Origin of the sequence: Providencia sp. PROV004 (genome assembly GCF_011045615.1) — a bacterium.
GTDB lineage: Bacteria > Pseudomonadota > Gammaproteobacteria > Enterobacterales > Enterobacteriaceae > Providencia > Providencia rettgeri.
The window spans coordinates 679,281-698,657 of sequence record NZ_CP042859.1 but is presented as its reverse complement, the minus strand read 5'-3'; the positions used below and the strand labels follow the sequence as shown (position 1 = coordinate 698,657).

The 19,377-nt window shown below is 41.4% G+C and carries 22 protein-coding genes; 17 read left to right on the top strand and 5 right to left on the bottom strand.

The features are described 5' to 3' along the window. Window positions 1–69 precede the first annotated feature (69 nt). The 3 genes from FVA69_RS02975 (at window position 70) to FVA69_RS02965 (ending at window position 1,416) form a co-directional block, all read left to right on the top strand. Window positions 70–609, top strand: coding sequence for a helix-turn-helix domain-containing protein (locus FVA69_RS02975; RefSeq protein WP_238789279.1), 540 nt, complete (start codon window positions 70–72; stop codon window positions 607–609). A 349-nt stretch (window positions 610–958) separates the two neighbouring features. Beyond that, window positions 959–1,168: a hypothetical protein gene (locus FVA69_RS02970; RefSeq protein WP_164528383.1), complete on the top strand. Its 210-nt coding sequence runs from the start codon at window positions 959–961 to the stop codon at window positions 1,166–1,168. A 29-nt stretch (window positions 1,169–1,197) separates the two neighbouring features. Beyond that, window positions 1,198–1,416: a hypothetical protein gene (locus FVA69_RS02965; RefSeq protein WP_164528382.1), complete on the top strand. Its 219-nt coding sequence runs from the start codon at window positions 1,198–1,200 to the stop codon at window positions 1,414–1,416. Here FVA69_RS02965 and FVA69_RS02960 read toward each other — a convergent pair. Further along, window positions 1,394–1,660: a hypothetical protein gene (locus FVA69_RS02960; protein ID WP_164528381.1), complete on the bottom strand. Its 267-nt coding sequence runs from the start codon at window positions 1,658–1,660 to the stop codon at window positions 1,394–1,396. The two genes, FVA69_RS02965 and FVA69_RS02960, sit on opposite strands and share 23 nt — an antisense overlap. A 107-nt stretch (window positions 1,661–1,767) precedes the next feature. On the opposite strand from FVA69_RS02960, the gene csrA reads away from it, so the two are divergent. From csrA to ettA, 10 genes are all read left to right on the top strand, one after another. Beyond that, window positions 1,768–1,956: a carbon storage regulator CsrA gene (csrA, locus tag FVA69_RS02955; RefSeq protein ID WP_123382619.1), complete on the top strand. Its 189-nt coding sequence runs from the start codon at window positions 1,768–1,770 to the stop codon at window positions 1,954–1,956. Between the two features lie 148 nt (window positions 1,957–2,104). Next, window positions 2,105–3,007 (top strand): recombination-associated protein RdgC, encoded by a 903-nt coding sequence (gene rdgC, locus FVA69_RS02950; RefSeq protein ID WP_164528380.1) that lies wholly within the window; start codon window positions 2,105–2,107, stop codon window positions 3,005–3,007. Window positions 3,008–3,089: 82 nt separating this feature from the next. Beyond that, entirely contained in the window at window positions 3,090–3,293 is a 204-nt protein-coding gene (locus tag FVA69_RS02945) for a hypothetical protein (RefSeq protein ID WP_141240686.1), read from the top strand. A 9-nt stretch (window positions 3,294–3,302) separates the two neighbouring features. Then, on the top strand, window positions 3,303–3,758 hold the full coding sequence (locus tag FVA69_RS02940) for a hypothetical protein (RefSeq protein WP_164528379.1): 456 nt from the start codon (window positions 3,303–3,305) through the stop codon (window positions 3,756–3,758). A gap of 1 nt (window position 3,759) precedes the next feature. Then, complete coding sequence (locus FVA69_RS02935; RefSeq protein WP_164528378.1) at window positions 3,760–4,392, top strand: hypothetical protein; 633 nt, start codon at window positions 3,760–3,762, stop codon at window positions 4,390–4,392. Between the two features lie 2 nt (window positions 4,393–4,394). Next, a complete protein-coding gene (locus FVA69_RS02930; RefSeq protein WP_164528377.1) occupies window positions 4,395–4,865 on the top strand; it encodes a hypothetical protein in 471 nt (156 codons plus the stop codon). Window positions 4,866–4,874: 9 nt separating this feature from the next. Continuing rightward, window positions 4,875–5,444: a 3'-5' exonuclease gene (locus FVA69_RS02925; protein WP_094961256.1), complete on the top strand. Its 570-nt coding sequence runs from the start codon at window positions 4,875–4,877 to the stop codon at window positions 5,442–5,444. A gap of 38 nt (window positions 5,445–5,482) precedes the next feature. Beyond that, window positions 5,483–5,812: an excisionase family protein gene (gene xisR, locus FVA69_RS02920; RefSeq protein ID WP_164528376.1), complete on the top strand. Its 330-nt coding sequence runs from the start codon at window positions 5,483–5,485 to the stop codon at window positions 5,810–5,812. Between the two features lie 29 nt (window positions 5,813–5,841). After that, entirely contained in the window at window positions 5,842–7,140 is a 1,299-nt protein-coding gene (locus FVA69_RS02915; RefSeq protein WP_164528375.1) for a site-specific integrase, read from the top strand. A 32-nt stretch (window positions 7,141–7,172) separates the two neighbouring features. Then, entirely contained in the window at window positions 7,173–8,840 is a 1,668-nt protein-coding gene (gene ettA / locus FVA69_RS02910) for an energy-dependent translational throttle protein EttA (protein WP_004914750.1), read from the top strand. Between the two features lie 189 nt (window positions 8,841–9,029). On the opposite strand, the gene nadR is transcribed toward ettA, so the two are convergent. From nadR to serB, 3 genes are all read right to left on the bottom strand, one after another. Continuing rightward, the gene (nadR, locus tag FVA69_RS02905) at window positions 9,030–10,265 is read right to left on the bottom strand and encodes a multifunctional transcriptional regulator/nicotinamide-nucleotide adenylyltransferase/ribosylnicotinamide kinase NadR (RefSeq protein WP_109911846.1); all 1,236 of its coding nucleotides are present in this window, start codon (window positions 10,263–10,265) and stop codon (window positions 9,030–9,032) included. A 29-nt stretch (window positions 10,266–10,294) separates the two neighbouring features. Next, the gene (gene radA / locus FVA69_RS02900) at window positions 10,295–11,680 is read right to left on the bottom strand and encodes a DNA repair protein RadA (protein WP_004914753.1); all 1,386 of its coding nucleotides are present in this window, start codon (window positions 11,678–11,680) and stop codon (window positions 10,295–10,297) included. 319 nt (window positions 11,681–11,999) lie between these two features. Next, the gene (serB, locus tag FVA69_RS02895; RefSeq protein ID WP_004914755.1) at window positions 12,000–12,977 is read right to left on the bottom strand and encodes a phosphoserine phosphatase; all 978 of its coding nucleotides are present in this window, start codon (window positions 12,975–12,977) and stop codon (window positions 12,000–12,002) included. 222 nt (window positions 12,978–13,199) lie between these two features. Between serB and FVA69_RS02890 the strand changes: the two genes are divergently transcribed. Next, the gene (locus FVA69_RS02890) at window positions 13,200–13,943 is read left to right on the top strand and encodes an AhpA/YtjB family protein (RefSeq protein ID WP_232062763.1); all 744 of its coding nucleotides are present in this window, start codon (window positions 13,200–13,202) and stop codon (window positions 13,941–13,943) included. A gap of 26 nt (window positions 13,944–13,969) precedes the next feature. On the opposite strand, the gene FVA69_RS02885 is transcribed toward FVA69_RS02890, so the two are convergent. After that, on the bottom strand, window positions 13,970–14,752 hold the full coding sequence (locus tag FVA69_RS02885; RefSeq protein WP_109911845.1) for an energy transducer TonB: 783 nt from the start codon (window positions 14,750–14,752) through the stop codon (window positions 13,970–13,972). A 179-nt stretch (window positions 14,753–14,931) separates the two neighbouring features. Between FVA69_RS02885 and FVA69_RS02880 the strand changes: the two genes are divergently transcribed. From FVA69_RS02880 to FVA69_RS02870, 3 genes are all read left to right on the top strand, one after another. After that, window positions 14,932–15,468 carry an RNA polymerase sigma factor gene (locus FVA69_RS02880; protein ID WP_115168249.1) on the top strand — a complete coding sequence of 179 codons (537 nt, stop codon included), beginning with the start codon at window positions 14,932–14,934 and terminating at the stop codon, window positions 15,466–15,468. Continuing rightward, window positions 15,468–16,454, top strand: coding sequence for a FecR family protein (locus FVA69_RS02875; RefSeq protein WP_164528374.1), 987 nt, complete (start codon window positions 15,468–15,470; stop codon window positions 16,452–16,454). Before FVA69_RS02880 ends, FVA69_RS02875 begins: the two co-directional genes overlap by 1 nt. A 117-nt stretch (window positions 16,455–16,571) precedes the next feature. After that, window positions 16,572–19,337 carry a secretin and TonB N-terminal domain-containing protein gene (locus tag FVA69_RS02870; RefSeq protein WP_164528373.1) on the top strand — a complete coding sequence of 922 codons (2,766 nt, stop codon included), beginning with the start codon at window positions 16,572–16,574 and terminating at the stop codon, window positions 19,335–19,337. Window positions 19,338–19,377 lie beyond the last annotated feature (40 nt).

Sequence of the window (19,377 nt, the reverse complement as noted above, 5' to 3'; positions counted from 1 at the left end):
TATAAATTCGCATTCATGAAAACGACACTGTCTGAACGCCTTCAAAAGGCTATGAAATATAGGGGCAATATGACTCAGGGTGCTTTAGCTGAAGCATCGGGTGTTGCTCAACCTACTATCTGGCGTTTAGTTAATGGGAAAGCTAAAGGCTCTGTTAAATTGGTTGATATAGCCAATGCGCTTGGCGTGAATGTTGATTGGTTGGCGAACGGCATTGGAGAAATGGAAGGGCCTAATAACGAGCAAAAATTTAGGTTAGACAAATCTCTTAACATTTCAGTTTGGGATGAGACTGGCGAGACTGACGATTTCGTTTTATCCCCTATGGGCAAGCCATTGCCGTCTTACCGTGCATATGTCCTTAGTCGCAATACAGGGTGCGCTGAGGCACCTAACGGGAGTATTGCTATAGTCGATACAGAGATAACGCCAGGAACGGGGGATCTGGTGATAGCACAGGTCAACAATTCTATTTCTGTATATAAATTTTTAGATGGCGGTAGTCACGGCTTCCTGTCAGTTGATGATAATAGAGTGCCATTGATTGATTTATCCTCTGCACTATTTATCGGTGTAGTTGTCTTTCTTGTTCGTGATTTCAGGAGATAGCTTGTTTTCTTTTTTTTACTAACAAGCACCTCTCTATACTTACCAACCCCATTTCTCACCAAAACTATCACCATCGTCTCATTCCTCTCGAATATAACATTGTAGCTTTTGGTTATTTACTGTGTATTTATACAGTAAATTGTTTTATACTTTATATTCTCAAGTAAAATTTGCAAGAATTATTCTATAAAAATTCTGATAGCCTTTCGTATTATTATAAACATAAAAAAATAATCTCTTTAATTTCAATCAAATACAGTCCATATTAAAACAAATAAAATATACTTATTGCTATAATTAATACTCATTGCTATATTTATTCCATCGAGACAATCATTAGGTGGATATCATGCAAACCAATTCAAATGAACCAATTGTTACTTTTAGTGTGCCAATGTCGCAGGATGATGTACGCGAGTGGATACTGGCAAAGGCTAAACTAATTAATCATCTTAAAAGACTGCAAGCTGACCGTGATAACAAGCAAGCTGAACTCGAAAAGCTCGACGAAGAAATTGCAGAGTGCATGGATATGTGTGCAGTTACTGTTAGTGCTTGACTGAATTTTAAATGTGTGGGGTATTAGGCATGTGCAATTCTGATAATGGTAAATGCAAGTGCCTAGACGTTAAACAGGCATTACTTAATAAGGTTGAGCAGCTTGAAGGGGCAGCGAAAAGAGGTCGTACATTACGCGAGCTAAATCCAGACATTCCAGCGGAGAAAACAATCTCCGCCGAGCAATGTAACTGGACTCTGAAAAATTGTGCAATGTTTCGTCGGTTTATCGACCGCACTTTTGAATAGCTAGAATGGCCTGAGCTTCCGTGAGGTGAATGTATTCAACGTAAACATCAAGCTCTTCATCTGTAGAGAGATTATAAAAGGTTTCGCCACCTTCGGAATGTAGATTGCCTGTGATGATGTTTCCTTTTTCGACGTCATAACCACCAATAAGTTCAGCAATGGTTATTTCGCCGATTTCATCACGGATAGCAACCCAACCGATACGGTGTTCAATATGAACTATAACGCCTTTTAAGTTACTCATAAAAAATTCTCTTGGTTGTGTAGGGCTTCCAAGAATACCACAGCCGCCTGATGTGGATAAGTTAGTTCAGGCAACCTTATAAATTGTGTGGAGTGTTTAGTATGGGAATGCTTATTTTAACTCGTCGAGTCGGTGAAACTTTAATGATTGGTGATGATATTAAAGTGACTGTTTTGGGGCTTAATGGTAACCAAGTGCGGATTGGTATTGAAGCCCCAAAAGATGTTGCTGTACATCGTGAAGAAATTTATCAGCGTATCTTAGCTGAAAATAGTATTACCACTGCTAGTGATTGACCCTTGTGGTTTTTGGCGGTGTTGTGCCGCCCTTTTTCATAATACATAAGGCCACTGATATTCAGTGTTCATACTAGGTAAATATATTCATTATTTGTCAGTGGTCTTATTTATTGTGTGGAGTTAATTATATTTGAGGAAAAAACAAATGAAACGTTTTCCAATTACTAGCTGTGTTATTTTTAAAGCTGAATTACCCAGCGCTGACGTTTTAGAAAATCATTTAAAAGAATTACTCTTTGTTGATATTTTAGAGTCACATTCTATTAGCTATGGTTTTATTCCGAATAAAATTACAGGTGAATTAGTTACACCAATTGAAGGTGGCTATATTATTACTTTTCGTATTGATGAAAAGATAATCCCTAAAGCGGCTATTGCATTTGAAGTTAATAGGCGTATTGAGAAATTGAAAGAGCAAGGCGCTAATGACTTAAATGAAGCGGAAGTAAAGCGAATAGCTATAGAGGAAATGCTTAAAGTTGCTTTAACTAAAACAAAAATCATCACTGCTCTTTACCATGTTAAAAAAGGTTTTCTTATTGTATCGAGCACTCGCAAACCAGAGCACCAAGCGCTTGTTAGATGTTTAATTAAGGTTTGTGGTTCAGTAAAAACAGAAACAATCCATGTTGATGATGCTAAGAACGGTATAACAACTCGCCTAATTAACTACATAAACAACGAGCCGCCAGCAGACAGCTTTGGAGGGAGATTATATCCTTGTAATTTCTACTTACTGCAAAGGAAAGTTGAGAAGAAATTAGAATCTGTTAAATACGACGCTGAGCTGTGCTATGTTCAACGCGAATTAAGTGAGAGTTTATCAAATGGATTTCGTGTCAGCCTAATGGAATTAGCAACGCTAGATATTGTCTTTAAATTAAGTGATAACTTCGAGTTCAAGGGAATAAAACCAACTAGTGAAGTTTATTGTGATGGAGATAGAGCTTTTCGTCATCGGCATGTAAATTCTTTATTTATGTTTTATATGATAGATACCATCGAGCTATTAATCGAATTATTAAAATACAAAGAAGAATCAGAGTAACTATTTAGCCAACACCAAGGAATTAATTCTCTTTATTAAGAGACGGACTCTTATTATCTAAATTTTGTGTGGAGTATTAATTATGTCTAATGAAATTAAATTTGATGCAGATATATTGCTCGAATCAGTTAACGCCCATGGTGCTGATGGCCATGTTTACAATGACACAAAAAAACGCTTCTTTAATGGCGCTCAAATACATACATCACCAGTAGTTAATATCGATACTTATCTTGCTGATGGTTATATACAAACAGTTAATTCAGTTTACAGAATTATTGTGTAGGGGGTGCATATGTCTATTAAACCTGAATTAGTAGAACGCGATGAACTTGGCTACTGGGCTCACTCTCAAATTCCTGTAAGTGAAGACGGTGAATATTTAAAACAATGGTTTGATAACAATTGCCTTGAAATCTGTAATGTCTATATGGATGGCGATATTGATGAAAGCCACCCAACATTCAAACGCTATTTTATAGATGGTGATTGCGATATCTCAGGGTGGGTACCGAGCAAACCGCAAGGTGATGGTTGGTTTATCGGTGGTATTTTTGAATCAGAAGATGGCCCTGCTTGTTCGTGGCTAAGGCCTGATGTGGCAAAACTAAAGGCAAAATTCCTCAGAGCACATAAAGAAGCTGAAAAAGCTGCATTTGAATATTTCTGCGCCTGTGATGTTGGTGATGAACGGATCCAAGCTAGTGAGGTTTATGAGCGCATTAGAACTGCTACACGCATAGGTGGCTGATATGAAAGAGCGCGGAATTATTTTTAATGCTGAAATGGTACGCGCCATCCTTGATGGCCGTAAAACTCAAATTCGTATAATCATGAAACCACAGCCAAGACCAAATGAAAACGGTGGTACTTGGTGGCCTAGTAATATATGCCAGTCCATGATTAATATCGAAGATATGATGCAGGATAACGAAGGGGTATGGGCTGGCATTGCTGGTATAGCCTGTCCACACGGTGGAGTTGGTGATCGCCTTTGGGTTCGCGAAACTGCTGGATTACAAGTGCGACGCGACTGCCTTGGTGGTACTGGTGAGTTTTTTGTTTATAAAGCAGATAAGCCAAATGCTGTTAGGTATAGAACTGCCTGTGGGACAGATGTTCCTGTTAAATGGCAGTCCCCAGTTAGAATGAAACGTTGCCACTCACGTATCACGCTAGAAATTACTGATGTTCGAGTAGAGCGATTACAAGCAGCTAGCGACGATGATTTTAAAGCCGAGGGATACCCGCTGGAAAGGGCGTTAACTGGCGGTAGTACTGATGCGTTTTGTTGGTTTCGTCACTTATGGGATTCAGTTAGTAAACCTGACTGTAATTATGAAAGTAATCCGTGGGTGTGGGTTATTGAGTTTAAGAGAGTGTGATTATGAATAATAAGATGCTTGAATTAGCCAAAGAATTGAAAGCAGATGCTTTATTAACCCGTAGATATCAAATTGCAAAATGTTCTGTATGGAGTGACCAGTTAATTGATCTGTGTGAGTATGTTGAGAAAATATCTCAAACAAATGAAGAAAGCACTAAATTAATTGAAGCCTTCTGCGCTGACGATGCTGAATGGCATAAGTTACTTGATGCAAGGGAGCAGGAAAACTTAACCTTGATTAGTTTGGTAGTTAAGTTAGCTGATAAATATTCTGAAATGCAAAAAGAATTAGAGCGTATTAATAACTTGCAGCCTGTTTTATTCACTATTGAGGATGGCAGTGGTTGCTTGCACTTTAACCGAGTAACAAAAACGAATGGAGAGGAATTGAGCCACCAGCTTAATATCCTACAAAGAAATAAACCTGAGCAGCAATTCAAAATAGCAAAGCTATACCGCTTGGATAAATAAGGACTAAAAATGAAATATAAACACTTAATGGTAGATCTAGAAGGAATGAGCACACATAACAATGCAGCCATTGTTTCTATTGGTGCAGTCGCTTTTGAACCTTCAACTGGTGAGATTGGGCCTACATTTTACCAAGTTGTCGATTTAAGAAGTTGCGAGCGTGCAGGTCTTCATATCGATGCTGATACCGTCCTTTGGTGGATAAAGCAAAGCGCTGAAGCTAGATCGGAAATTGTTGGTGTTAGTTATGAGTTAGAAGAATCACTAGCCGACCTAAATCTTTTTGCCGAGAGAGTTCTAACTGATGATGTTCAGGTGTGGGGTAATGGCGTTGATTTTGACAATGTTATTTTGCGTAACGCATATGATGCTGTCGGTTTAGATCCGTTCTGGAAACATTGGAACAATCGCTGTGTTAGAACAATTGTAGAGCTAGGCCGTAATGCTGGTATTGATCCTAAGCGTACACTCGAATTTGAAGGAGAACAACACAATGCATTAGCTGATGCAATCCATCAGGCTAAGTATGTGTCTATTATCCACCAGCATTTAATCAAACCAGTTAACGACGATATCTAATTTGTAAATCTGTATGCGGCAGATATGTGGAGGTAATTATGTCTTTTAACAGCATGAGAGATCTTGAAGATGGTGACCAAAATACGAAGCAGTTCATCGTAGTGGCGCCCAATGAATGGGTAACAGAAAAGCTTTTATCAGCTTGTACTGGTTACTCAATTCGCAAGATCCGTAGCTTTAGAGAGAAGTCTTGGAGACAAGGTAAAGAATGGTTGTTTGTCGCTACAGATGGCACACCAAAAGACAATAGCGGAATTGCATATAACTTACCCAATATTAATAAATGGATAGCCATGCAAAACAAATCACAACCTCGCTATGAAAGGAAAAAAACGCCTGCTCCATTCTTTCCTGCTACTGGGTCTTAATAACTCTTGTTGCTAAAAGGAAAGTTAACATGTCAAAAAGTATCGTGTACCCAACCGGTGTTGAAAACCATGGTGGTTTTCTCAGGATCTGGTTCATATATCAAGGTAAGCGATACAGGGAAGCTACTGGATTGCCTGACACCTCGAAAAATAGAAAGCAAGCAGGGGAAATAAGGCAATCTGTTCAGTACGAAATAAGAAGTGGCATATTTGATTATTATCATCGTTTCCCTGAATCTAAAAATGCCGGAAATTTTTCAACTAAAACCGTTAAACAAATAACCGTCAAAGATATGTTTAGTAAATGGCTCGAACTAAAAAAGCCAGAAATATCACTTAACACATATAATCGTTATATTTGTAAATTAGATACATGTGCAATGATCTTAGGAGAAAAGAAGCACATTGATGCAATAACTCAGGAAAATTTACTCTTTCTTAGAAACGAGTTACTTACAGGTAATCACAGGCCAGCGCGTCAAAGGAAGGTAATTAAAAAAGGCCGAACAGTTGCTACCGTAAACGATTATATTGTTTGTATCAAAGGTGTTCTGCGGTTTGCTTATGAAAACGGGTATATTGATAAAGATCCAACGACTTCCATTAAAAAATTAAAGAAGTCGAGAACGCCCCCAGATCCATTTAGCCAAGATGAATTTGGTCGATTTATTGAAGCCTGTACCAACTTACAATCTAAAAACTTATGGACAGTAGCCTTTTACACAGGCATACGCCCCGGAGAATTATCCGCACTCGCATGGGAAGATGTTGACTTAGATGCAGGAACAATTACAGTGAGACGCAATTGGACGGCTGCAAAGCAATATACCTTACCCAAAACTAATGCGGGAACTGACAGGGTTATTGTTTTACTCGAGCCGGCAATAAATGCATTAAAAGCTCAAATGCCATTAACGTACATGCGAGAATCGGTTAAAGTTGACGTCCGTCTGCGAGAGTTTGGTAAAATACGTAAAGATAAATGCACTTTTATATTTGATCCTAGTATCAATGCTCGCGGTTATGCGATTAAAAGCGGTCGGTATTCCACAACAACTCTTGGAGATATGTGGGATAGAACGATTAAAAAGGCTAAAATAAGACATCGAAACGCATATCAAACAAGGCATACTTATGCTTGTTGGATGCTTTCTGCAGGTGCTAACCCATCATTTTTAGCAACACAAATGGGGCACAGTTCAGCACAAATGATTTTTACGGTTTATGGTGATTGGATGCCTGAGAATAATAATGATCAGGTAGAAATGCTAAATTCAAAGCTTTCTAATAATGCCCCATCCATGCCCCATAAATTAAAGGTTGTTTAACTTTTTGCTTATAAAACAAAAGGAAAAGTAAATTGGCTCAATACGTTTATAGTATGTATCGGGTTGGAAAAATTGTTCCACCGAAACGTCATATTTTAAAAAATATCTCTCTGAGCTTCTTTCCGGGGGCTAAGATCGGTGTTTTAGGTCTTAATGGTGCAGGTAAATCAACATTACTGCGTATTATGGCAGGTATTGATACCGATATCGAAGGCGAAGCACGTCCACAACCTGGTTTGAAAATCGGCTATCTTCCGCAAGAACCTAAGTTAAATCTTGAACATACTGTCCGTGAAGCCGTTGAAGAAGCGGTTAGCGAAGTCAAAAATGCATTAACTCGTTTAGATGAAGTTTATGCAGCTTACGCGGAAGAAGGTGCAGATTTCGATAAACTCGCGAAAGAGCAAGGCGAGTTAGAAGCGATTATTTCCGCACAAGATGGCCATAATTTAGATAACCAATTAGAGCGTGCGGCGGATGCACTGCGCCTACCCGCTTGGGATGCTAAAATCGAAAACCTCTCTGGGGGTGAACGCCGTCGTGTGGCAATTTGCCGCTTACTACTCGAAAAACCCGATATGCTACTGCTCGATGAGCCAACCAACCACTTAGATGCTGAGTCTGTTGCTTGGTTAGAGCGTTTCTTACACGATTACGAAGGGACTGTTGTGGCTATCACGCATGACCGTTACTTCTTAGATAACGTTGCGGGTTGGATCCTCGAACTTGACCGTGGTGAAGGTATTCCTTGGGAAGGTAACTACTCTTCTTGGCTTGAGCAAAAAGATGAGCGTTTGGCGCAAGAAGCCTCTACAGAAGCCGCTCGCCGTAAGTCTATCGAAAAAGAACTTGAGTGGATCCGCCAAAATCCAAAAGGCCGTCAAGCTAAAGGTAAAGCGCGTTTGGCTCGCTTTGAAGAACTCAATAGCGTTGAATATCAAAAACGTAACGAAACTAGCGAACTGTTTATTCCACCTGGACCGCGTTTAGGGGATAAAGTTATCGAGGTTGAAAACCTAAGTAAATCTTATGGTGACCGCGTTCTGATTGATAACCTGAATTTCTCAATCCCGAAAGGGGCAATAGTCGGGATTATCGGCCCTAACGGTGCGGGTAAATCCACCCTGTTCCGTATGATTTCAGGCCAAGAGCAACCGGATTCCGGCTCAATCACGTTAGGTGATACCGTAAAAATTGCCTCTGTTGACCAGTTCCGTGATGCGATGGATGACAGCAAAACTGTCTGGGAAGAAATTTCTAACGGCCAAGATATCATGCGTATTGGTAACTTTGAAATTCCAAGCCGTGCCTATGTGGGTCGTTTTAACTTTAAAGGCGTGGACCAAGGTAAACGTGTTGGTGAGTTATCAGGTGGTGAACGCGGCCGTTTACACTTAGCTAAATTACTGCAAGTGGGCGGTAACGTCCTGTTACTCGATGAACCAACCAACGACCTCGACGTTGAAACTTTACGTGCCCTGGAAAACGCCCTGTTAGAGTTCCCAGGCTGTGCCATGGTTATTTCCCATGACCGTTGGTTCCTTGACCGTATTGCAACCCATATTATTGATTACCAAGACGAAGGTAATATTACGTTCTTCGAAGGTAACTTCTCTGAATATGAAGATTACAAAAAACGGACGTTAGGCGCGGAAGCGTTGCAGCCACATCGTATGAAGTATAAGCGTATGACCAAATAATCCCTGTCATAATTTAGAATTATAGCGGTGTTGGCTGCGCTCGTGAGCTCTAGTCACATACTGGTGTATGCTCCTAGGGACTCACTCTCTTGTCGCCTACCTATAATTCAAATTATTTAAGGGATCGATATCATATAGATAGAATCAAAACGGCATCATTCGATGCCGTTTTTTATTGGGTGACTTTATTTATAAGTCATCCAACATCAGTAACTGCTGAACAAGGGTGACACACTCTAAGAAGCGTGTGTCATAATCTGAGGATTCTACACGCACAAATTCAATATTGTTTTTCTTCAGCATTTCAATGAGTAAGCCTTGGAACGCTTTCCGGTCTTTATCACTCCCCAAGCTTCTTAAACCATCAGCTACCCAAGGAGTGTTATTCTCTAAAACTATGACTAAATCGAATCGGTATTCGTCTATCAATGCCTGAACAAATGGATGCTCTTTGCCTTCATAGCGCAAACAAAAGGCTTGAGTCGTGACAAAGTCGGTATCAATAAATGCGACTTTATTAGCATATTTTACTGCAAAATCAATATATTGAGCGTGTCCTAAGGCGATTTTGTCGTAGTCAGAATATTGCAATGCCATCTCATCGCCACCTAAGTGGCTAAACACATAGTCTCGGCCATATTCCCATGCGCTGGATGTATTGAAAATATTCGCTAACTTATTGACTAACGTAGACTTACCACTCGATTCACCGCCTAAAATCGCCACTTTACGCACGAAGAAGGGTTTGACTTCCGTTGGGATATATTCCCAATAACGAAACGGCGCTTGGCGAATTTGGTTACCGCTAATATTCATAAACGTACGTTCAGGGTCAATCAAAATGGTTTCGATACCTAAATATTTTTTATAGCGCGGAGCGTCATTCGCTTCCCCTGAATAAATAAAACTTGGGTTAATATTATGCTTTTTCAAAAAGCCTTTCATTCCATCACTCCACACTTCCCAACCGTGTGGATACGGCTCTATGCCATTTTCATCAAATGAGTGAATATGAATATTTTTTTGATATTTAAAGGTTTGTAATAACCACCGTAAACGGTCGCTTACTGTGGGCTGTTGAGACATAGAACTGTTAATAAACAAGTCCTTATCACGGGGTTCATCGTGGCAGAGAATGACATGAAGCTCATCCACTTGGCTGCACGCCCGTTGAATCAAATAAATATGCCCAGTATGTAATGGATAAAATTTGCCGAACACTACCCCAATCGTTTTTTGCTGATTGGGGTATTCAAGACCTAAAAAGCGATGAAGAGCCGCAATTTTTTGTGCGCTAGGGCTTTTAATTTTGTCGTTAATCAACTGGCTGAGATAGCCTTTGGTCATATCTGTCGCATCCGCAACTTGCTGGAGCGTGTAACCCGCCCGTTTAATTGCGTTTTTAAGATAGTCAAATTCAGCCATGTATTTTCCTTTTACCCTAAATTAAAAGCTTATAATTCATCCAAAATACTTAATGCGTCTGCTAATTTCTTCACGCCATACACTTTCATGTCCGGAGGTGATTTTTTGGGCATATTCGCATGAGGGACAATAGCGCGTTTAAAACCATGTTTTGCTGCTTCAGAGATACGTTCTTGCCCACTTGGAACTGGACGAATTTCCCCTGCCAGCCCAACTTCACCAAATACCACAAGGTCTCTAGGTAACGGACGATCACGAAAACTAGAAACAAGGGACAGCAATAGTGCTAAGTCAGCACTGGTTTCGGTGACTTTAACGCCCCCCACGACGTTAACAAAAACGTCTTGGTCTGACATTTGCAAACCACCGTGGCGGTGTAATACGGCCAATAAAATGGCTAAACGGTTTTGTTCAAGCCCGACCGCAACACGCCGTGGATTCGACATCATAGAATGGTCGACAAGCGCTTGGATTTCCACCAGCAGCGGTCTTGTCCCCTCCCAAACTACCATTACCGAACTACCTGATGTGATTTCATCACCACGGCTTAAGAAGATTGCTGAGGGGTTACTGACTTCTTTAAGCCCTTGTTCTGTCATGGCAAACACACCTAATTCATTGACTGCTCCGAAACGGTTCTTATGACTACGCAAAGTACGGAAGCGGTTATCCGCATCGCCATCTAGCATAATAGAGCAATCAATACAGTGTTCGAGGACTTTAGGGCCTGCCAATGAGCCATCTTTGGTGACGTGACCGACCATAATGATGGCCACACCACGGGTTTTCGCAAAACGGGTAAGATAAGCCGCGGTTTCCCTAACTTGTGCCACACTGCCCGGGGAAGATTGGATATCCGCCATATGCATCACTTGGATAGAGTCAATCACCATCAATTTGGGCTGCTCTTGCTCCGCAGTTAAGCAAATTTGCTCAATACTGGTTTCTGACAGCATATTGAGTGAGTCGGTCGGTAGCCCTAAGCGGTGCGCTCGCATCGCCACTTGTTGAAGAGACTCTTCTCCTGTGACATACAGAGTTTTCATTTCACGGGACAACAAACACATGGTTTGCAACAATAAGGTACTTTTACCCGCTCCGGGGTTCCCCCCAATGAGGATGGCACTCCCAGGTACGACTCCGCCACCGAGCACGCGGTCAAACTCTTTAAATCCTGTAGTAAAACGAGGCAGTTCTTCGAGGCTGATTTCAGATAATTTCTGAACCTTACTGACCCCAGCCGCATTTCCTGCATAGCCCGTTAAGCGGTCAGTACGCGATGAAGAGCTTGTTGAGGCCAGACGCACTTCCGTAATGGTATTCCATGCATGGCACGCACTACATTGCCCTTGCCAACGCGGATAATCTGCCCCGCAATCATTACAGACAAACGCCCTTTTAACCCCTTTTGCCACAGCAAACTCCTCTTAAAATTCAATTTTGTTCTTATTTCTTATTTTTATAACATTTCAACCCTATACGCTAAATAGTTCGATATTGTAGGTAGGCGGCAAGCTTAGTTATCCCTAGGAGCATACATCAGTATGTGACTAGGGTGATTAAGTGCAGCCAACACTGCCACAGCACAAACCATAAAATATCGATATCAATATTCAAAATAGTTCGGGTTGTGGCTAGGCGGCAAAAGAGGATGTCTTGGGGAGCATACACAAGTATGTGACCCAAGCAGCCGAGTGCAGCCAACACCACCACAGCACGAAATATGAAGAATATTTAGCGTTCTTCGTGTTTGAGGCCCCCGCTCAACACACACATCACCCCCATCAGATCTGCATGACGAATAGCGACCTTCGCCCTTGCGTACACCTTTGGTTTCGCATGATACGCAATACCCAGCCCCGCTTTACGGATCATCTTCAGGTCATTTGCCCCATCACCGATCGCCACCGTTTGTTCAATGGGAATTTCCAGTTTTTCAGCCAATTTAACCAAGGTTTGCGCTTTATATTTCGCATCTACAATTGGGCCTTTAACTTTGCCCGTTAACTTGCCATTTTTGACTTCAAGTTGATTAGCAACCGCCGCCACAAGTTTCAATCGCTGTTGCAAGTTATTAGCAAAGAAAGTAAAACCACCGGATGCTATCGCAATGTGCCAATTCATTGCTTGTAACTTACGTACGAGATTCGTTAAGCCTGGCATTAAAGGCAATGTTTCCATCACTTGATCAAGAATAGCGGCATCAGCGCCTTCAAGTAAGCTAACTCTTGCTCGTAAACTTTCGGTAAAATCGAGCTCCCCTAACATGGCTCGCTCGGTCACTTCTGCAACCTGCTCTCCCACCCCTGCTAAGCGAGCAATTTCATCGATACATTCAATCTGAATGGCTGTCGAGTCCATATCCATCAGTAATAGGCCCGGTGAACGCAAACGTGGTATTTGCCCTAATGGCACCACATCTAATAAACATTCGTCAGCGAGTTTTTTAATTCGCGGTGTAATACTCCCGGCAATTCTGACCACTTGGTAGTCATCAATACGCCACGAGGAGACAATTACGATAGCGATCCCTAATCGCTGTTGGAAATTACTGATCCGCGCTTTATCTAAGCCACGGCCATATAGTAACCACCCACTGTCACCTGCACGATAATCCAATGGCATCACTTCTTCACCACTTAACGACAATGGCAACCCCGGCCATTTTTGGATTTCGTCGGGTAGATAACAATAGGTCAAACTCGTTGACATGAAAATTAGCTCCTGTAATCGAAAAAACTTTTTTATAATGATAAGTTGCGAGCAGCCGAACGAAGCCACTATACTAAATTTTAAGGCTTGGTGACCTTATGTGTTTACTGCTAAAACTGAAGATAATCCCATACTACCTGAAGTATAACGACATTTTTATACTCAAAATAAGTCGAGAGCACCAATAAAGCAATGAAACTTACCTTTAGGCTCCACAAAACAGTGATTATCGTTATCTGCATTGCGCTGGTAACCTTACTGATGCATGGTATTTCTTATTTAGGAAATAGCCAAAACCAAGGCAGAATTGAGCAATTTAAACAATTGACCTATGTTCTTGCTGAACAAGTCGCCTTCAGCTTATCTGATTATATTGTTCCAGGCAGTAAAGATTTTAACTTAGAGCGCATTAATGCCAATTTAAATAACGTGGTGAAAGATAGGTATATTTTAGATGCCAGTATCTATACCGCTAGCGGCACATTGGTCACTCAAGTTGGTGAACCTACCACGGTAAAAGAACGTCTCGCGATAGATGACAGCTCATCACTACAAAACTTTCAATACCAGCTTGTTGTTCCCATTCAAGGAACAAAAGAGCCAAAAGGCTATTTACGCTTGACGATTGATACAGAGCTCCTTTCAGCCGAAATTCAACAAGCAGATAACAGTACCAATGTATTACGAATTTTTATTCTACTCTCCTTGTGTATTGGTTTCGTTTTAGCAAATACATTACTGCGTTTAAAGAAAAAGAAAGGTCACAAACAAGCCCCTCCGTTAGTCATTAATACAGAGGAAAATCAAGATGATAATGGAGATGACAACAGTAATGAAGATGGCAAGCAAGAGAACAAAGGAACGCCAGCTACTAAACCAGCACGTTTGAAACGAAAGAAAGAACCTCGACCTTATCGCCCTAAACGGCCTGCCTCAAAAAATAAGCCAAATTCATCTGATAAATAGCCCTAAAAAGGGCTATTGAGTTAAATTTAAATAGAAGTTGTGTCGAACACGATTGGCGCAATAAACTCGACCCGACCATCGACTAGCAATGTTTCTGGCGGGGTAGGAAAAGGCGCAGCACGTGAAATTGTCGCCAACGCTTCTTTATCCAATATTTTCGTACCGGATGAATTCAATAAACTGGCGGCAATCACTTGGCCCCGACTATCCAAAACTACTTTTATATGAGAAACCCCTGTTGAGCGGTAACGCAGTGCAGCACGCGGATAGCGTTTGGTTTTAGCTATCCGCTGATGAACCTCACTTTGCCAACCTTGGTGCCCACTCACTGCCGCAGACGCATTACTGGAAAAATTCGCACTGCTACTGGATTCGCTCCCTGATGCAGGGGCGGAAGTGACCGTCGACTCCTGCGTGGTAACAGGTGCTTCGTCGATGACTTTTTTCTCTTGTGGAATTTTCTTTTTCGGTGGTCGTTTTTTCTCACTGACTTTCGTCAATGTGCCATTATCTACAATCGCAGTTTCAGGTAATTTATCCACCTTTTCAACGACTTCAGGTAATGATTCCTCACGTGTCGTCATTTGTTGTTTAGGGGCATGATTGATTTCAGGCTCAGCCTGCTGTTCAAGCTGATAAACACCCAGCTGCAACGAGATTGCTGGTGGTAATACCCCGGTCTTAGGAATTGAAGAGGTAAACCATCCAATAAAAATGATTGCCAGTGTTCCATGGAAAAGACAACTTAAAACCAAACCGCCTAGTGGACGGAAAATCGGGCGCTCTAACTGACCCGTCATACTGCTCATATTCTGCCTCACGACTTTATTTTTTGCAGATTATAGGCATAATACAAACAAAAATGATATTCATTATTATTAGTAAAAACACAATTATTAAAATAACTTATTGATTTAAATAATAAAGTAATCTGAGCAGATTATTAATCAGCACAACTGTGCTCTTTTATGACATTAACACCAGTAAAATGACTATTGATAAATCTCTTGCCCGTAAAATTAGCGGTGCGTATCAGTCAACATATAGCCAACTTGTGCGCTTTTTCCGCAGTCGGCTAGATAACAGCAACGATGCTGATGATTTATCACAGGATGTGTTTACACTATGGCTAAACCGTAAAGAACAAACGCCTGTAAAAGAGAGCCGCGCTTATCTGTTTAAAATTGCGAATCATGTTTTGATTGACCATTGGCGACGTAACCAACGCCAAACTAAATCAGAGACATCCATTGATGACGTTACTCATGAGCCACATTTTGAACAGAGCCAAGCTGATCCCAGTGAAATCTTGGAACATCAGCAACGGATCCAACGGCTGAGCGAAGCACTTGAAACGTTACCCCCCCGTCGACGAGAAGCATTTTTGCTGTATCGTTTTGATGGCTTATCTCAAAGCGAGATTGCTGAGCGAATGGAAATTTCAATCAGTATGGTGGAAAAACATATTGCAGCAGCACTTGTTCACTGTAAAAAACACCTTGATAATCAGGGCAATAATTCGTAATGACACACGACTCTTTGCAAACATCAGATGATGAAAGCCGCATTGATGAAGAAGCCGCGCTGTGGTTTACCCGCATGCATAGCCAACGCATTAGTGCTCTTGAAACTGAGCAATTCAAACAATGGGTTGCAACATCACCTGAACATGCAAAAGCGTATGATGCCATTGCTGAGCTATGGCGCGATTTTGATGATATGCCGCGCCCTGCTAGCACAATACTTCCGAAGGAAAAACGCCCTTTTTTTCGCTTATGGCGCCCTTTGGGCAACACTTTAGCGGCATTTTTTATTGCAGCTATTTTGTTTTTGCCTTACAGCCACTTGCCTGCGATGTTACTCAATAATATGACCTTAGTAGCAACGGATACGCCTAAAGAAGTCACATTACCCGATGGTTCTCAGCTGTTTCTTAACCGCAATACCCGTATTCATGTCGCCTATGAAACTCCAGTGCGTAATCTGTACCTAGAACAGGGAAATGTTTACTTTAAAGTCAAATCCAACCCTTATCGGCCTTTTATTGTTCAAGCTGATAACCGGCGTATTCAAGTGGTAGGAACCGAATTTGAAGTTAACAAAGTGGCTCAGCAAGTTGCTGTGAATGTCAGCCAAGGCATTGTCAGCTTTGAAGATGCCGCAAGCAAACAACCCGTTTTCCTACTTGCTGGTGACAGTGCAGTCAGTCAATCGCCGAACAGCCCAATCGCTCGCCAACACATCAACCCGCTAGATGTGGCTCGTTGGCGTTTTGGTGAATTTGTTTTTGTTGATAAACCACTTTCAGAAGTCCTCGACGAACTTAAAAACTATTCATCGATAAATATCGAGCTTTCTCCCGCTCAATTAGCGAAGAGTAAAATCTCAGGTCGCATCAATACCCATCAGCCAGAACAGTTTTTTCAAGCCCTTCCTTCATTACTTCCGGTACAAGTCGTCTATCGAGATAAAAATAACGTATTGATTATTCAAAATAAAAAAAATAAATAAAAAATATTTTCATTTGCAGGTGAGGATAATTCTCATTTCACCCTCTTCTTAACTAGTCATCATTTTGCTGACCTATTTTCGCACACTTTTTGTGCAGCTTAAGAATAAGGGATAACCATGTCTATTCAGTTTACTCAAAGCCGATTAAGGCCGCTCGCCCTTGCTATTGCGGTGAGTAGCGCCATTGTTTGTCAGTCTGCATCAGCACAAGAACTCGCATTTTCACTACCAGAACAATCACTGGCGACCTCAGTGGCTGAAATTAGCCGCCAAGGCCAAATTCAATTGATTTATGATAAAGGTCAGTTAAATGGCTTACGAGCACCTGCCTTGTCTGGTAACTACTCCGCACAAACCGCATTACAAAAAATACTCATCGGTAGCGGCTTAGAGTTAATCAATGAAAATGGTGTTTTCGTTATTCGTCAGCAAAATTTAAGCCAAGGCACATTGGTATTACCGGAAACTCAAGTCTCTGGCGTTGTTCAGAATCACCCCGCAACAGATGTTATGTCAGCACCGCAATATGTGACGTCTGAAGAGATTAGCCAGAAAAATACCGGTGATGGCAATATCACCGATTTAATGAAAACTAACCCTGCTGTCCAATTTGCTAACAATGACAGCAACTCGATGAACCAAGGAGAAATCAAGCCTTCCCGCATCTCAATCCACGGCTCAAGCAGCTATCAAAATGCTTATCGCCTTGATGGTGTTAGTTTTAATAATGATTTTGACCCCGCAGACAGTGGTCTCGGTGAAACAGCGACCCGTCTGAGCAGTAGCGACCAAGGGATCTACATCGATAGCCGTCTGATCGACAGCATGACAGTGTATGACAATAACATTCCTGTCGAATTTGGTGGGTTTACAGGGGGAACCGTTGAAGTCAATAGCCGTCGCTGGCAAGGGGAAAATAGCGCCCATGCCTATTACCGCTTAACTCGCTCCGGTTGGAACAACTTGTTCCATGACTCCACACAAGGTATTGATACCACAAAAAATGATACCGCCAACCCTGCTCGCTTTCAAAACCGCTACGATAAAAATGACTTTGGTGGCTGGTTTGAATTAGGGGTGAGTGAAAATTCAGGGCTCGTATTCTCGGCCTCACGTCGTAGCTCGACTATCCCGATGACGCTCGCCAATGATGGCGCCGCAATGATCAATGGTGATGGTGAATTGGAAATGACGGATGGTCTAACTGGAAAAAAAGATCAAAAAAGGATTTCTGATAACTACTTTTTGAAATATACCATTGATCTCTCTGATAAAAGCTCCTTAGATCTTTCTGCAAACTATGCTGATTATGATAGCCGCTTATTTACTTCCACTATCATGAATTCAGGCTATGACAGTACACATAAAGGTTTAGGTTTTACAGGCGTTTTCAAACACCAATTTGAAGTTGGTCAGTTAGAGCTAACAGCAAGTACTCAGCAACTAAAAGATGAACGGGTCAATGACCAAAATTATTATGTCGAAGTTCTTGCAATGGACTCTGACTATAACTGGGATAACCGGAAATACCTACGTAGTGGTGGACAAGGTGATTTAATCTCTGAACAAAATAGCCAAACAGCAAAAGCAGTTATGAGATTCACCTCAATGGAAGATGGGTTAGGTATTACGCATAAACCGACTATTGGTAGTGAGCTCAGCTATACTAAAGGGACATATAAACGAGATAGTGATTTTTATCGTTATAACTATTCAGGCGTCATTGACAAAAATGATTATTGGAATGGCCAACTTACCAATGTCACTCGGTTCCAAGCAGGTAAGCACTCTGCAGATTACACTAACTACGCATTATTTCTTGATGACAACTTACAATATGGCAAATTAACACTACGTCCAGGTATTCGTTTAGATCGTGATGACTTTGTGAGTCGCACAAATATTGCCCCTCGACTTTCTGGTTCATATGACATTTTTGGCGACAACTCAACGTTATTGATCGCTGGTGCTAACCGTTATTATGGCCGTTCAATGCTAACCTATGCCTTATATGGTGCACAAAATGCAGGTATGCAAAACTGTAATTGGGGCTGTTCATTAGATCCAAATTTAAACGATTGGGATAACCAAAAAGATTACGAAGGCGTAGATTCACTAAAAACGCCATATAATGATGAGCTTACTGTTGCTCTGCAACAAGAAATCCTTTCAACCACATGGCGTCTACAATACGTACACCGTGAAGGGTATGACGAAGTCAGAACTCGTACCAAATATGACACTCGTGATGCCGATAAACGTAGCATTCGGATGTACGACAATGGCGGCCGTAGCTCACACGACACCGTAACCCTTTCAGTTAATAACAGCCAACCTTGGGAGTGGGCAGATGCTTCCCATGTAATGACAGCATCACTTACATGGCAGCAAAGTGAAAGTAATACCCCGAAAGATTCAGGTTATAACTCATTTGACCCAGCCAATAAAGTCAATCTAAACAAAGTTTGGTATGACGGCAAAATTATTGATGCATCAAAATTGCCTTCAACCAGCTTTAACTCTCCGTTCAAATTTAACTTAGAACTGACCAGTGTTTGGGATGATTATGACCTAACTTGGTACAACCGCCTACAATGGTGGGGAGCTCGAGACCAAGCAGTTCGCTACGATAACGCCTACGCAGTCGACCCTGAATATGGACAAGTTCGTAAGTACACCAAGCAGCATTTCTCCAGTAAATATACGTGGGATACTCGCCTAGGCTGGAAACCTGAATTCGCTCACGGTTTTGGCTTCTCAGTCGAAGTGAACAATATCCTTAACAATAAAAATGTTGCTGACCGCTTTGTCTTTGAAGACCGAGTATTGAAGTCCTACGACCCGGGCCGTCAGTTCTGGTTACAAGTCAATTACGACCTGTAATCCACCAGCAATGTGAGCAATTTAAAAAATATAAGCCATT